Consider the following 13,690-nt stretch of genomic DNA (forward strand, 5'->3'; position numbering starts at 1 on the left):
AACTGTCCAAGACATTCCACCGCGTCAGCTCCGCGGCTGAAACGGCTCAGCGCTCGCTGAGACACTGCAATCCGGCGTCACGGGCACTGTCAACTTCTCAGCGGGGCGTAGAATCGTCCGTGGAATCCCACAAAGGAACCACGTTTTCATTGGCGCAAGCCATCTCACCACACCGACGTTGCGGGGCTGGCGCATCCTCCAACCCGAAAGTCTCTCTTGAGTACCACTCCCGCTTCCGTCGCGGAATCTCCGGCCCCGCGCAACTCCCGCTCTCGCGTGATCCTCGCCAGCCTCGTTGGCACCACGATCGAGTTCTACGATTTCTACGTCTACGCCACCGCTGCCGTGCTGGTCTTTCCGCACCTGTTTTTCCCCACCGGAAACGAGACCACTGCCCTGCTCGCTTCGTTCGCGACGTTCGGAGCAGCGATGCTCGCGCGCCCGGTCGGCGCGATCTTCTTCGGCCACTTGGGTGACCGGCTCGGACGCAAGACCACGCTCGTGGCATCGCTGATCACGATGGGCGTCGCGACGTTCCTGATCGGCGTGCTGCCGACGCACTCACAGATCGGTGCGTGGGCTGCTGTCCTGCTCCTCCTCATGCGCCTCGCACAAGGTTTCGCGATCGGCGGCGAGTGGTCGGGGGCCGCGCTCGTGGCGACCGAGAATGCCCCGAAGGGCAAGCGCGCTTGGTACGGCACATTCCCGCAGCTCGGCGCACCACTCGGCTTCATCATCGCGAACATGCTGTTCTTCGGGATCAACATCGCGCTGGCTGATCCGGAGCACCCTGGCATCGCTTCTGAGGCGTTCCTCTCGTGGGGCTGGCGAATCCCCTTCCTGTTCTCCGCGGTCATGGTGATCGTCGGCCTCTGGGTGCGACTCAAGTTGGTGGAGTCGAGTGCGTTCGAGCGCACCAAGGCGCGAGGGGAAGTCACCAAGATGCCGCTCGCGGTCGCGCTGCGCGATCACTGGCGCGCGCTCATCCTCGGAACCTTCGCGATGCTCGCGACATACGTCCTGTTCTACCTGATGACTTCGTACACGCTCACCTTTGGCACTCGCATGGGCCTCGATGCCGCGGAGCAGGCCGCTGCCGCGGCAGGCACCGAGTTCGATGCCAGTGCCTATGTGCCTGGCCTTGGGTATGCCTACAACGACTTCATCTTGATGCTCGTGTTCGGCGTCGTATTCTTCGGCATCTTCACGCTCGTTTCTGGCCCGCTTGCTGACCGTTTCGGGCGCAGGCGCACGCTGATCTGGGTGACGATCGCTATTGCGGCGTTCGGATTCACATTCGTTCCGCTGCTCGGAGGCGGCACCGCACTCGTGATGTTCTTCCTCGCGCTCGGCTTCACCCTGATGGGCCTCACCTTCGGCCCCATGGGTGCCTTCCTACCTGAGATGTTCCCGACGAACGTGCGCTACACGGGCTCGGCGATCGCGTACAACGTGTCGTCGATCCTTGGTGCAGCACTCGCGCCAATCATCGCGGTCGCACTCTGGGGCCTCGCGGACGGCAGCCCCGTCTACGTTGGGCTCTATCTCACCGGCGCGGCAGTTCTCACACTCATCGCGCTGATCCTCACGCCGGAGACGAAGAACATCGACATGGACTCCTAGCTCGCCTGTCCGGCATCTTGCTTCGGCACGAGCACGCACGTGGGGCGTTGCGAACGATTGACTCGTTCGCAACGCCCCACGTGTATCCAGGCGTCTCCGACGCGTGGATGGCGGCGCACGCCTCTACGTCGCGGACTCCCCCGCTTCGCCGGTATCGACGAGCAGCACCCCAGAGGAGATGTCCCACATCATGCTCACCTCGTCGCCGCGGTTGTGGATCCGGGCGTCCTGCCCCAGCCGCACAGCGCCCTCGCTCCCATCGGGCAGCCGTACCGAGTAGCGCCGCGAAGCGCCGAGGTAGGTCACATCGAGAATGGTGACCGGGATCGCATTCTGCGTATCACTGCGCGTCGTACCGGCAGCCTCGAGCCGCAGGTTTTCCGGGCGGATCAGGATCGCGAGATCCTCGTGGATGCTCTGCCCATCAGCGACAACTTGGTGGCCAGCAACATCGATGGCAGTCTGGCGCTCGCCCACCTTCGATCCTTTGCCGAGCAGCACCGTCGACTCGCCCAGGAAGCGGCCGACGAACAGGGTCTGCGGTGCCTCGTAGAGATCCTCCGATGTACCGACCTGCTCGATCCTGCCGTTGTTGAAGACCGCGATGCGGTCAGACATCGACAGGGCTTCTTCCTGATCGTGTGTCACATACACGAACGTGGAGCCGACCTCGCGGTGGATGCGCTTGATCTCGGTCTGCAGCCACTCGCGCAGCTTCTTGTCGAGCGCGCCGAGTGGCTCGTCCATCAGCAGCACACGCGGTTCGTACACGAGCGCACGGGCGAGTGCGACACGCTGCTGCTGCCCACCTGAGAGCTCGGACGGGAAGCGATCCCCGAACTCACCCATCCGCACCATGGACAGCGCAGTCGCCACTTTCTGTTGCTGCACGGCCTTCGACAGTTTGCGGCGCTGCAGCGGATACGCGATGTTCTCCGCGACGGTCTTGTGCGGGAACAGCGCGTAGTTCTGGAACACCATGCCGATGTCGCGCTTGTGCGGCGGCAGCTTCGCGACGGGCTTCCCGTAGATGTGCAGCAGCCCCTCCGTGACAGAGGTGAAGCCGGCGATCATGTTCAGGGTCGTGGTCTTGCCCGACCCTGAGGGGCCGAGGAAGGTCATGAACTCCCCCGGCTCGATGACGAGATCGATCTCGTCAACGACGGTGCTGTCTCCGTACCGCTTGGTCACCTGGCTCAGGCTGATGCCCGCATCGCCGATCTGATGGATCGCCTGGGTGTTCAGTCCCTCCGAGCGGAGCTCCGCCTCATGCCCTTCGGGCACCGGGATGTCATTGTGAGTCATAGCGTTCACGCTACCGGTCGCTTTCTCTTGCGCGTGGCGAACTGGGCGATCAGCATCACGATAACCGAGGTCAGCATCGTGATCACCGCAACCGCGGCCACCGTCGGGTCATTGGTCTGGGTCACACTGTTGAAGATCTTCACTGGCAGGGTTTGCAGTGACGGGCTCTGAATGAACAGTGACAGGATCACCTCGTCGAAGGAGGTGACGAACGCGAACAGCGCTCCGGCGGTCACACCCGGCGCGATGAGCGGCAGCGTAATACTGAAAAAGGTGCGCACCCGCCCGGCCCCCAGCGAGGCCGAGGCCTGTTCGAGACGCGGATCAAGTCCCTGCAGCGAGGCCATCACGTTGGTGATCACGAGCGGCATCGCCACAATCGTGTGCGCCAGGATGAAGCCGGGCAGGGTGCCCAGCAGATTCATCCTGAGGAACAGGGAGTACAGGCCGACCGCGAGCACAATACCCGGCACGATAAGCGGCAACAGGAAGTATCCCTCCAGCAGCCCCTTGCCGCGGAACCGGACCTTGGAGAGCCCGAGTGCCGCCAGCACCCCCACCGCGGTGGCCACAAGCATGGTCAGCACCGCAACCTGCAACGAAGACACCAGCGCCTTGATCCAGCTGGGGTCCGTGAAGAAGTTCTCATACCAGCGCGTTGAGAATCCCTTCGGCGGGAAGTTGAACGACGGTGCCTCGTTGAACGACATCGGGATGATCACGAGCGTCGGCAGGATCAGCCACAGGACGATCAACACGGCGAAGACGCCGAGTACACGCTTGAAGGTCATCAGCGGCTCACCCCCGGGAAGAGACTTCCGCCCTTATTGAGACGTGAGACCACCACAAGGATCAGCACCGTACACACGAGCAGGAAGATCCCGAGCGCGGTGCCCTGGCCCCACATCAGGAACACGCTGATTTGCTGCTGGATCATCGCCGAGATCATGATCTCCTTCGACGAGCCGAGCAGGGCAGGGATGATGTAGAAGCCGAGTCCGAGAATGAACACGGTCACGCCCCCCGAGAAGATGCCAGGCTTCGACAGCGGCAGGTACACCGTGAAGAATGCGGTGATCGGGTTCGCGCCGAGGTTCGAAGCCGCAGGGAGCAACCGCTTGTCGATCTTCGCCATCGACGAATACAGCGGCAGCACCATAAACGGCAGCAGCACCTGGCTCATTCCGAGCGCGACGCCGAAGGTGGTGCGGATCAGCGGAATCGGTCCGATCCCGAACCATGCGGCGAGCAGGCCGTTGATCGGGCCAGTGTCCTGCAACAACACCATCCATGCAAGCGTGCGGACCAGGATCGAGGTCCACAGTGGCATCATGATGAACAGCTGCATCATGTTGCGTGTGCGATCCGAAACGACAGTCATCAGATAGGCATACGGGTATGCGAGCACCAGGCACACAATCGTGACCAGTATCGCCGTGCCGAAGGTACGCAGCACCACAGTGAGGTTCGCCTCGGTCGTGAACAGCCAGACGTAGTTCTGCATGCCCGGCTGCGGATCAGTCACCGACCGGATAAACACGTCGACGAGGGGTGCGAGGAAGAACAGGGAAACGATCACGAACGCGGGGATCAACAGGAGCAACGGGCGCCAGTTCTTCGGCCCGCTCGCCTTCTTGTTTCCCGGGTCCGCACCGAGGGCGATTGCGCGTGTTGACGCGTCGCCCTCGGTGACGGAATGGTCAGTCATGTCGATCAGTTACCCGTCGCCCAGCCGGCCCACGCGGCCGCGAGAGCGTCGTAGTTCTCAACCCAGAAGTCGACGTTGGGTGCGATGCCAGTGTCGAGATGCTCGGTGGTCATCCACTCGGTCAACTGCTCGTCCATCTTCGGCTTCGCGTCGATGTTCACCCCGCCGTAGGACGTTTCCTCGGTCATCTTCGCCTGCTGCTCAGCGCCGAGCGAGTAGTTCACCGCAGCGAACGCCGCCTGCGGGTCTTTCACCCCCTTCGGGATGCCATTGGAATCAACCATGATCATCCACTGGTCCCACATCGGGGCGACCGGTGCACCAGCCGAGGCCGCGCCGTAGCCGCGGCCCGACCACACGAGGCCCATCACTGCCTCGCCAGACTCGAGCTGCTGCTGCGCAGCTGCGCCAGTGGTCCAGCCGATCACGTTGTCGCCGAGATCCTTGTACATGTCGAACGCGCCTTCGATGTCCTCGGGCTTGAGATTCTTGACATCTTTGCCCTGCGCGGTGAGCGCAAACTCGACAGTCTGCGGATCAACATAGGTCGATTGGCTGACCGTGCGCTTGCCCGGGAACTTCTCCGTGTCGAAGAAGTCGGCCGCGCTCGTCGGAGGGTTGTCGCCAAACTTGTCGGTGTTGTACACGACGACCAGGCCGTAGAGGATCTGGGGGACCATGCACTCATCGGTGATGGTGCCCTCGGGGATCTTCGAAATATCGATCTGCGAGTAGTCGTACTTTTCGTACAGGGTCCCGCATCCACGCGCCGTGTCGAACTGTGTCGTGTTGACGACATCCCAGCTGACGTTTCCGCTGTCGACCATGGCCTTCAACTTGCCAGCGTCGAACGCGTCCTGGTTCATCGTCGCGCCAGAAGCCTTCGCGAACGGATCCCACAGCGCGGCCTTCTGGCCGTCCTGGAAGACGCCACCCGAGCCGGCAAAGGTGAGTGTCACACCGTCAAGTGCGCCAGCCTTGATCTCTCCCGCGACAGGAGTTCCAAGATCGCGTTCGGGGGCCGGCGCGGCTTCGCCGCCGCCCGCGCAGCCGACGAGCGTCAGAGCGAGTGCGGCAGTTCCTGCGGCGAGCGCGAGCCCGCGGCGGGCGAACGGGGTGGTGCGGCCCTGGCGTGAGCCGCGGGCCTGGCGTGTTCTGGGAGTGGACATGTGTTCCTCACTTCGTTGTGATCGTGGTCCTCATGATCGGTGTGTGCCGGTGAGCGGTCCGCGTACGAGCGTTTGCACAGTGTCCCGGCAGACCCTGAAGCTAGCAGCGCTTCGGCCCCCAGCCCCCCTCCCTGTTACTTCTTCGTTACCGGGTGCGGTGTTTTTCATAGCTTCGTACACCGCCGACGTGGGCGGGTGTACGAACATAAGTTTTCATGTCACGGATCGGCATCTGGTGCACCGATCCCGGCAGCGATCCCTACGATGGGAGCGACACAGCAAGCTTGTTCAAGGAGGAACGTGCATGGACGTCATCGTCGTTGGAGCAGGACTCTCGGGCCTCACGGCTGCCTGGGAGCTCAGCAAGGCCGGCCACAGCTGCACTGTGCTTGAGTCGCGCAATCGCGTCGGCGGGCGTACCTGGTCGCAGCGGCTCCCCAACGGCGAGGTCACCGAGCGCGGTGGCGAGTACATCTTCCCCACGGAGTTCCCCATTCGGCAGCTGTCGGCCGAGGTGGGAGTGCCGATCATGTCGCACAACGTTCGCTATGGCAGGCGCACTGTGAACGGGCGCGTGATCTCCTCCGCAGAGCTGGAAGCCACGAGCGAGCAGGTGCGTGCAACGCTCGCACAGATGCTCGCGGATGGTGAAACGAACGTCTCACTTGAGCGGGCGTTCGCGACGGCACTGGGGAGTGAGTATCGCTTGGATCCGGTGTACCGGCGCACCACGACGTCGGCGGCGGCGGATCCAGAGCGTGTGAGCGCTGAAGCGGTGCTGCTGCACGAATCCGCAACGGTCAACGGCTACATTGAGGACGGCGGGCGCTTTGTCGGCGGCAACCAGGCACTGTCGCTCGAACTGGCCAAGCGACTCGGGGATCGAGTGCGGCTCGAACACCCGGTCTCCGCCGTTGACCAGACCGCAGCCGGGGTGCAGGTGACGCTGAGCGACGGCACACGGCTCGACGCTGACGCCGCAGTGGTGTCTGTGCCGCTCCCGCTGCTGCGCGAGTTGGAGCTTGGATTCGCGCTCCCCGAAGCGCAGCAACTCGCGCTGGATCACCGGTTCATGGGCGTCGCGGCCAAGCTCGGTGTTCCGCTCTCACGGGTCGACGACGATATCGCGCTTCAGAATCCGGACCACACCTGGTGGTCGTGGCGCTCCCTCAGCGTCGACGGTGAACACCGGATCAACGCCCTCTCCTCGTTCGCTGGCGGGCCGTTCGCGCTTGACGCGCTTGACGTGACGGCCGGATCCGCGGCTTGGGTTGCGGCGCTGCGTGCCATGCGCCCCGAACTTGAGATCGCCGGAGACGTGCTCCTCACGACCTGGGCCGACGACCCGTGGGCGCGCGGCTCATACACGGCTCCGACACTTGAGTGGACCGCGGCGGACGCTGCCGTATTCGAGAGCGCGGCGGGCCGCGTCGCCATCGCCGGCGAGCACACGGGCTTGGCTCAATCCCTGTCAGGAGCGGTGGCATCCGGCTATCGCGCCGCTTCCGCGCTGACCCGGGTCCTGGCGGGCTGACGTGTCCAGCCCTCGCCTATGCTGATGCCATGACCTTCTCCGTCAGGTCGCTCCTCGAACTCACCGAGCTCGAGACCGTTTCGCTCACCCCGGCATCGGTGAGGAACGGCAGATCGAGTGGGCACACGTGTGTGAGCTTGCCGAACCCTGGCAGTGGCTGGGCGATCACGCACTCGTCATGACCACCGGCCTCGGCGTCCCCGAGGGCACCGCCGCGCAGTGCGTGTACCTCTCGGGGATGCACGCCGCGGGAATCGCGGCCGTCGCCATCGACGCGGAGATGCCAGCGCACCCATTCACCCCGGAGGCGCTCGCGCACGCAACGCGGCTCGGGTTCCCAGTGCTCGAAACGGCCCACGCGGTGCGGTTCGTTGCGCTTGCCAAAGCGGTGGCCGCTGCCGCGCAGCAAGAGTATGCCGCACGGGTGCAGCAGACTGAGCGAATGTACGCCGCCCTCGGGGAACACGACGTCGACGACGGCATCGACGCGCTCCTCGACGAGCTGGGTCGGATCCTACGCGCTGATCTCAGCCTGCACCCGCGCAGCGCAGAGAGCGGGCCGGGTGCGCTGCGCCAGCTGGCCGCCGGGATCTGGGCGGTCCCGCTGCTCTCTCCCGGTGAACCAGAGCTGCAATTCGCGCACGCGGGCCCGATCGACCGCGCGCTCCTGCAGCACGCTGCCGGGATCGTCGACAACGCGCTCGCGGTGAAAATCGCTGCACGCCGCAGCGACTGGTTGCACGGTTCGCTTCTCCTCAGCGATCTCTGCGACGAATCGGTCGCCTCAGCACCGTCTGATCATCTCGTCGCAGCCTATGGCGTGCACCCGCCGTACCTGCTCACGGTCTCACAGCATCCGGACTCACGCGCCGCCCTGGAGGAGGTGCACGCAGTGTTCGGCACCGGCCGCGTGCCCGCACTCGCCACGCTCAAGGATGGGCAAGTGCTCGTGCTCGTTGAAGCGCGAGACGACGTTGAGCCGCTGCTGATTGCGCTCGCGGATACGCGATCCGGCATCGGCGTCAGCGCCATGTTCACCGAACTCGACGCGCTTCCCACTGCGCTGCGCCAGGCACGCAGCGCACTGATCCGGGCCCACCAGTCTGGGCGTGTGCTGCGCTTCGAGGAGCATGAGACGACGTCTCTATTCCTGCCCAACGATCCCGAGCAACTGCGCGGCATTGCGCGCCAAGTGCTCGGCCCGCTCCGCACCTACGACGAGCAACGCGGTACCTCGCTGACGCACACACTCCGGATCTTCCTCGAAGAGAATCGCAGCTGGGTGCGCGCATCAGAGCGCCTATTCGTGCACCGGCAGACGCTGATCGCGCGCGTCTCCCGGATCGAGAAAATTATCGGGCGCGACCTGTCGTCGATGGAAGACACTGCCGAGTGCTGGCTCGCGGTGCAAGCCGCGATCGGCTGTGGGGATCTCGCGCCGAGCGATCCGCCCCCTGAGGCCGGCGACGCCGCAACAGCACCCTAGCCCCGCGGTGCTTCCCCGGTGCGACGTCTGCAGGCCGCGCTACTCCCCCGCGAGCTCGGCCAGAATCGCGTCCGAGAACACGGGCCACGCCTCGGCAGACCACGCGCCGAAGTTTCGATCAGTGAGGGCGACGCAGGCTACCTCTGCAACGGGATCGACCCAGAGGAAGGTCCCGGCCTGCCCGAAGTGGCCGTACGTCTGCGGACTATTGCGACTCCCGGTCCAGTGCGGGTGCTTGCTCCCGCGGATCTCAAATCCGAGACCCCAGTCGTTGGGATGTTGTCTGCCGAAGCCTGGCAGCACACCGTCGAGCCCGGGGAACGCGACGGTTGTGGCCAGCGCGATCGTGTCCGGGTGCAGCACGTGCGGAGCTTGGAGCTCCGCGGCGAAGCGGGAGAGATCGGCGACCGTCGAGATGCCACCCGCTGCAGGCGGTCCTTCAAGCCTGGTTGCCGTCATGCCAAGCGGCTCGAGGATCCCCTCGCGGAGGTACTCATCAAATGCCATCCCAGCGCGCTCAGTAAACGTCTCTGCGAGCACGTTGATGCCGAGGTTGGAGTACACCCGACGGTGACCAGGGCGAGCCCGGATCAGGTCCTCCGAGAAGTCGAGCCCTGAGGCGTGTGCAAGCAGGTGGCGCACTGTCGCGCCGTCAGGGCCAGCGGGATCATCAAGTTCAAGCGCACCCTCCTCAACGGCGAGCAGGATCGCAGCAGCGCTCAGCAGTTTCGTGACCGAGGCGAGCGCGAACTCGCGGTCCTGCTCGCCGTGTTGACCGAGAATGCGTCCGTCCCGCGCGATCACCGCGGTGGCGGCGTGTGGTACTGGCCAGGAATCGATGGTGCTGAGACTCTGCATGTCTCAACGCTACTCCGGATAGCTGCGTAGCTGGTTCACACGCACCCGGATCCGGCCGTGCCAGCAACTATGGTCGGTAGTAGACCGCGAGCCTGCGTCCGCCGTGCTCAAGCACGTCGACCGGAGTTTCGAACACGCGCTCCAGCACCTCGGGCGTGATGATCTCCTCAGGCGTTCCAGACGCGACCACCTGACCGTCGGCGAGCGCGACGATTCGGTCTGCATAGGCTGCTGCGAAGTTCACATCGTGGATCACGAGAATGACTGTTTTGCCGAGCGCATCTGCGGCGGCTCGCACCTGCCCCATCATCGCGACGGCGTGCCGCATGTCAAGACCGGTGAGCGGCTCGTCGAGCAGCACATAGTCCGTGTCTTGCGCGAGCACCATCGCGACGAACGCGCGCTGGCGCTGGCCGCCGGAGAGCTCATCGATGAAGCGATCCTCCATCCCAGCGAGATCAAGAAATGCAATGGCGGCGTGGATTGCGCGCTCGTCGGTGGCCGTGAGCCGCCCGGCCGAGTGCGGAAAACGGCCGAAGGTCACCAGCTGCCGCACGGTGAGCCGCGCCATGAAGTGGTTTTCCTGTTTCAGAATCGATACCACCCTGGCGAGATCCCGCGGCTTCGCCGTGCGGACGTCAAGCCCGCCAACGGTGACCTGTCCACTGTCGGCGTCGAGCAGACGACCGATGATGGTGAGCATCGTCGACTTCCCTGCACCATTCGGGCCGATGAGTGCGGTCACGCCGCCGCTCTCGATCGCGAGGTTGATCGGGCCGAGCACCCGAGTCCCGCCGTAGTGTTTATCGACGGCGCTGAGTTCGATCACCGCATGCCCTTTCTGAGGATCACGATCAAGAAGAGGAGGCCACCGATGAACTCGATGATCACCGTCACGAGCCCTGCCGCTGCGAACACATGCTTGAGGACGAATGTGGCGCCCAGCAGTGCTACGAGCCCGATTCCAATAGCGAGCGGCAGGATCTCCGCGTGGCGATCCCCGCGCGCAAACTGGTACGCGAGCGTTGCGACGAGGAAACCGTAAAAGGTCATCGGCCCCACCATCGTTGCTGAGACCGAAACGAGCACCGCGACAAGCACGAGGATCGTTACGACCTCTCGTCGGTAGTTCAGGCCAAGCCCGACGGCGACATCACGCCCGAGCGCGATCACGTCGTAGCGCCTGCGTCTGCGCCACACGAAGATGAGGATCAGCGCCACGAACGCCGCTGCGAACGGCAGATAGTCGAGGTTCGCCTTGCCGATACTGCCAAAGAGTCGTGCCGAGAGCACGTCAAATTCACTCGGCGTCAGCAGCCGCTGCATGAATGTCGAGACCGAGCCGAAGCCCATTCCGAGCACAATGCCGACCAGCAGGAGCAGGTGAAGATTCGCGCGGCGACCGGAGAACAGCCAGCCGTAGAGCACCGTGGCGAACAGCACCATGAGTCCGCTCTGGGCGAGGATCTTGGGGATGCCCTCGAGTCCCGTGGCTGCCGTGCCGAAAGCGAAGACGAGCGCGGTCTGGGTGAGCACGTAGAGCGCATCGAAACCAAGGATTGACGGGGTCAGGATCCGGTTCGACGTCGCCGTGTGAAACAGCACCGTGGCGACAGCCTGGCACACCGCCACCAGGGCGATTGTCGCAAGGGACCCCGAGCGGCTTCGCACAATCGTCCAATACCCGGAGCTCCCGAACGGTGCCGGGTTGCCATAGCTCAGGATCAGGATCGCGAGCACCAGCGCCAGTGCGAACACCACGACGATCGGCAGCGCGCGCGTCACCCACCCGAGGCGCGGAGCGGGAGCCAGCGGGGGCAAGCCAGTGTCGGCGAGACGGACGATACTAGCCACGGCGCTGCCTCAGGAGCAGGGTGATGAACACGACAGATCCGACAAGGCCGAGCACCATCGACACGGGGATCTCGAACGGCATCCTGATCGTGCGGCCAATCAGGTCGCACACGATCACGAGGGCGATGCCACCACAGCACACCCACGGGAGGTTGCTGCGCACGTTGTCACCGCGAATCATCGAAACCACGTTCGGTACGACGAGACCCAAGAACGGAAGGAATCCGACCACGACAGTCGTGACACCGGCCGCAACTGCCACAAGCGCGGTTCCCGCGATCAGGATCAGGTCGTAGCGCACGCCGACACTCGTGGCCACGTCTTTGCCGAGGCCCGCGACCGTGATCCGATCGGCGAGCACGAACACCAGCAGGGTCACGATCGCGACAACCCACAGCACTTCGTAGCGACCGCGCACCACGGCGGTGAAGCTCCCCATGAACCAGGTGCCCACCATCTGCAGCATGTTGAACTGCACGGCGAGATAGGTCGTCACGGCACTCACGACCGCACCGAGCATGATCCCGATCAGCGGGACAACAAGCATGGTGCGGATCGGGATCCGACGCAGGATCGTCATGAAGAGCATCGCTCCGATGAACGCGGCGCAGCTGGCTGCGACCATACGCGTGGCGAGGGTGGCTGCCGGGAACAGCAGCACGGTGACTAACAGGCCGAGCGCCGCCCACTCGGTCGTGCCGGAGGTCGTGGCGTCAACGAATCGGTTCTGCGTCAGCATCTGCATCACCAAGCCGCTCGTGGCCATCGCCGCGCCCGCGAGCACGAGTGCGAGCGTTCGGGGGACCCGCGTGATCCAGGACATCTCGGAGCCGAACTCCTGAGCACGGAGATCGTAGACGCCGACCGTGAGTGAAACGACAATCAGCGCGACCACGAGCGTGGCCGCTGCAACCAGCGGCCACGGCCCACGGCCGCGCTTGGCCACAGCGGTGCGGCCAGGTGCGACGACAGCATTGCGAGAGGTCACGCTGCCGCGAATGCCGCCTTGATCTGCTCGAAGAGTCCGGTGTACGCCTGGATATCTTCCGTGAGGTAGAAGGTCGGGTCGAGGTAGATGATCTGATCCTTCTGGACGGCGGGCACGTTTGCCAGCGCTTCGGAGCCAGCGATCAGCTCGTCGGCCGGCACGGATCCGGGCTCCGGGTCAGCGAACGACGCGTCGCGATCAAGCACGATGATCCACTCCGGGTTCGACGCGGCGATCGCTTCGACGCTGATGTCGTCGCCGTGCGACGTATCTTCAGCCGCACGGTCGATCGCTGGCGTGAGTCCGAGCGCTGGGAACACGGGGCCGACGCTGCGACCGGTGCCTGCGGCCGCGAACTCGATCTTGCCGCCCGACGTGATCAGGCCCATCACACTGTCCGTACCGTTGTAGGCGTCTTTGGCACCAGCGATCGCGGTGTCGAGTTCCTCGTTCAGCGCCTCAGCGTCATCCTCGCGGCCAAAGATCTGCCCCAGGATGGTGGTCTCGCGCTTGAGTTCTTCGAACACGTCTTTATCGTCACGTGCGGCGAGCTCGATCACCGTCGCGTTCGGGTTCTGCGCCACGAGGTCGTCGTAGGAGTCGCTGAATCGGTAGCCGCCGATGATGAGATCCGGCTCCGCGGCGACGACGGCCTCGAGGTTGGGCTCACGGTGGGTGCCAACATCCGCAACGTCTGCATCGTCGGTGTAGACGGGCCACAGGCCATCCCCCATCAGCCCCTTCGGCGCGGCCACGAGCGGGACATCCCATTCGCTCAGCGTTTCAAACGCGCGGTTGTCGAGCGCAACGACGCGCTTCGGGTTCGACTGCATCTCAACTTCACCGTGGTTGTCGGTGAAGGTGATCGTGGTGGAAGTTGACTGCTCGGCAGCCTGCTCCTCGGCTGGCGCGCTTGACGCGCAGGAGGAGAGCAGCAGCGCAGCGCCCATGGCGAGTGCTGCTGCTGCGGAGATGCGGGTCGATCGAAGTGACACGGGGGATCCTCTGGTCGATGGGCATGGGAAAAGCACTGTCTTGCGGGGACGCGACAGTGCGAGGGACGAGCCGCTGCGCAGTCCAGGAAGACGGCAAGCGGCGTACACCTCAGCCTATGCTTACATTCATCAGATGTTCAACCCGGGCCGCAAAAAGCCGCGCTGACCTC

Annotated in this window: 13 protein-coding genes; 3 read left to right on the top strand and 10 right to left on the bottom strand. The window is 64.4% G+C overall.

Features of this window, described 5'->3' with window-relative positions; translation table 11 throughout:
• Positions 1 to 216 precede the first annotated feature (216 nt).
• A complete protein-coding gene (locus K1X41_RS06905) occupies positions 217 to 1,623 on the top strand; it encodes an MFS transporter (protein ID WP_208107923.1) in 1,407 nt (468 codons plus the stop codon).
• A gap of 123 nt (positions 1,624 to 1,746) precedes the next feature.
• Here the strand turns inward: K1X41_RS06905 and K1X41_RS06910 are convergent, their stop codons facing one another.
• From K1X41_RS06910 to K1X41_RS06925, 4 genes are read right to left on the bottom strand one after another with little or no spacing between them, the layout of a single operon-like run.
• The gene (locus K1X41_RS06910; RefSeq protein ID WP_220175661.1) at positions 1,747 to 2,928 is read right to left on the bottom strand and encodes an ABC transporter ATP-binding protein; all 1,182 of its coding nucleotides are present in this window, start codon (positions 2,926 to 2,928) and stop codon (positions 1,747 to 1,749) included.
• A 5-nt stretch (positions 2,929 to 2,933) separates the two neighbouring features.
• Complete coding sequence (locus tag K1X41_RS06915) at positions 2,934 to 3,719, bottom strand: ABC transporter permease (protein WP_132206732.1); 786 nt, start codon at positions 3,717 to 3,719, stop codon at positions 2,934 to 2,936.
• Entirely contained in the window at positions 3,719 to 4,636 is a 918-nt protein-coding gene (locus K1X41_RS06920; protein WP_132206731.1) for an ABC transporter permease, read from the bottom strand. The genes K1X41_RS06915 and K1X41_RS06920 overlap by 1 nt, the downstream gene beginning before the upstream one ends.
• Positions 4,637 to 4,641: 5 nt before the next feature.
• On the bottom strand, positions 4,642 to 5,805 hold the full coding sequence (locus K1X41_RS06925) for an extracellular solute-binding protein (RefSeq protein ID WP_243736101.1): 1,164 nt from the start codon (positions 5,803 to 5,805) through the stop codon (positions 4,642 to 4,644).
• Between the two features lie 304 nt (positions 5,806 to 6,109).
• On the opposite strand from K1X41_RS06925, the gene K1X41_RS06930 reads away from it, so the two are divergent.
• Positions 6,110 to 7,339, top strand: a complete 1,230-nt coding sequence (locus K1X41_RS06930) for a flavin monoamine oxidase family protein (RefSeq protein ID WP_220175662.1) — start codon at positions 6,110 to 6,112, stop codon at positions 7,337 to 7,339.
• Positions 7,340 to 7,355: 16 nt separating this feature from the next.
• On the opposite strand, the gene K1X41_RS06935 is transcribed toward K1X41_RS06930, so the two are convergent.
• A complete protein-coding gene (locus tag K1X41_RS06935) occupies positions 7,356 to 7,508 on the bottom strand; it encodes a hypothetical protein (RefSeq protein WP_220175881.1) in 153 nt (50 codons plus the stop codon).
• On the opposite strand from K1X41_RS06935, the gene K1X41_RS06940 reads away from it, so the two are divergent.
• Positions 7,467 to 8,825, top strand: coding sequence for a helix-turn-helix domain-containing protein (locus K1X41_RS06940; RefSeq protein WP_220175663.1), 1,359 nt, complete (start codon positions 7,467 to 7,469; stop codon positions 8,823 to 8,825). The genes K1X41_RS06935 and K1X41_RS06940 overlap by 42 nt on opposite strands.
• Positions 8,826 to 8,864: 39 nt before the next feature.
• Here K1X41_RS06940 and K1X41_RS06945 read toward each other — a convergent pair whose 3' ends face one another.
• From K1X41_RS06945 to K1X41_RS06965, 5 genes are all read right to left on the bottom strand, one after another.
• Complete coding sequence (locus K1X41_RS06945; RefSeq protein ID WP_133617275.1) at positions 8,865 to 9,683, bottom strand: serine hydrolase domain-containing protein; 819 nt, start codon at positions 9,681 to 9,683, stop codon at positions 8,865 to 8,867.
• 67 nt (positions 9,684 to 9,750) lie between these two features.
• Positions 9,751 to 10,512, bottom strand: coding sequence for an iron ABC transporter ATP-binding protein (locus K1X41_RS06950; RefSeq protein ID WP_132206727.1), 762 nt, complete (start codon positions 10,510 to 10,512; stop codon positions 9,751 to 9,753).
• A complete protein-coding gene (locus tag K1X41_RS06955) occupies positions 10,509 to 11,537 on the bottom strand; it encodes an iron chelate uptake ABC transporter family permease subunit (RefSeq protein WP_220175664.1) in 1,029 nt (342 codons plus the stop codon). Before K1X41_RS06955 ends, K1X41_RS06950 begins: the two co-directional genes overlap by 4 nt.
• A complete protein-coding gene (locus K1X41_RS06960) occupies positions 11,530 to 12,525 on the bottom strand; it encodes an ABC transporter permease (RefSeq protein WP_220175665.1) in 996 nt (331 codons plus the stop codon). The genes K1X41_RS06955 and K1X41_RS06960 overlap by 8 nt, the downstream gene beginning before the upstream one ends.
• A complete protein-coding gene (locus K1X41_RS06965) occupies positions 12,522 to 13,520 on the bottom strand; it encodes a siderophore ABC transporter substrate-binding protein (RefSeq protein ID WP_243642988.1) in 999 nt (332 codons plus the stop codon). Before K1X41_RS06965 ends, K1X41_RS06960 begins: the two co-directional genes overlap by 4 nt.
• Between the last annotated feature and the right edge of the window lie 170 nt (positions 13,521 to 13,690).

This window comes from Leucobacter luti (genome assembly GCF_019464495.1).
Classification (GTDB): domain Bacteria; phylum Actinomycetota; class Actinomycetes; order Actinomycetales; family Microbacteriaceae; genus Leucobacter; species Leucobacter luti_A.